This is a genomic window from Methylobacterium sp. SD274 (assembly GCF_017355285.1).
Taxonomy (GTDB): domain Bacteria; phylum Pseudomonadota; class Alphaproteobacteria; order Rhizobiales; family Beijerinckiaceae; genus Methylobacterium.
Map to the genome: position 1 here is coordinate 1 of NZ_JADIJP010000080.1, position 659 is coordinate 659.

General features: G+C 63.4%; 1 pseudogene. It reads right to left on the bottom strand.

Annotated elements, in window-relative coordinates:
- Positions 1 to 659: pseudogene (gene xoxF1, locus IPV08_RS24325) on the bottom strand (lanthanide-dependent methanol dehydrogenase XoxF1); the annotation flags it as partial.

The window sequence follows — 659 nt, forward strand, 5'->3', positions numbered from 1 at the left end:
TCTGATCCGTGAGGATCATCTCGTTGATGCCGTCGTAGTCCCACTCGTCGTGCGGGGTCATCTGGTAGACCCACTTGGCCGCACCCGTGTCGGGGTTACGTGCCCAGATGGTCATCGACCACTTGTTGTCGCCCGGACGCTGCTTGGGGTTCCAGGTCGAGGGGTTGCCCGAGCCGTAATACATCAGGTCGAGCTTGGGGTCGTAGGAGAACCAGCCCCAGGTGCAGCCGCCGCCCGTCTTCCACTGATCGCCTTCCCAGGTCTTCAGCGAGGAATCCTTGCCGACCGGCTTGCCGAGAGACGTCGTCTTCTCCGGGTCCATGATCATGTCGGCATCGGGGCCCTGCGAGTAGCCGCGCCACACCTTCTTGCCCGACTTCGAGTCGTAGGCGGTGACGTGGCAGTTCACGCCGAACTCGCCGCCGGAGATGCCGACGATGATCTTGTCCTTGACCGGCAGAACCGTCGCGGTGTTGGTCTCACCCTTCTTGGGGTCGCCGTTGACGACGGACCAGTTCACCTTGCCGGATTTGGCGTCGAGCGAGACGACGGTGGTGTCAGCCTGGTGCAGGATGATCGCGCCGTCGGCATAGGCCAGGCCACGGTTGACCGTGTCACAGCACATCACCGGGATGACGCTCGGGTCCTGCTTGGGCTCG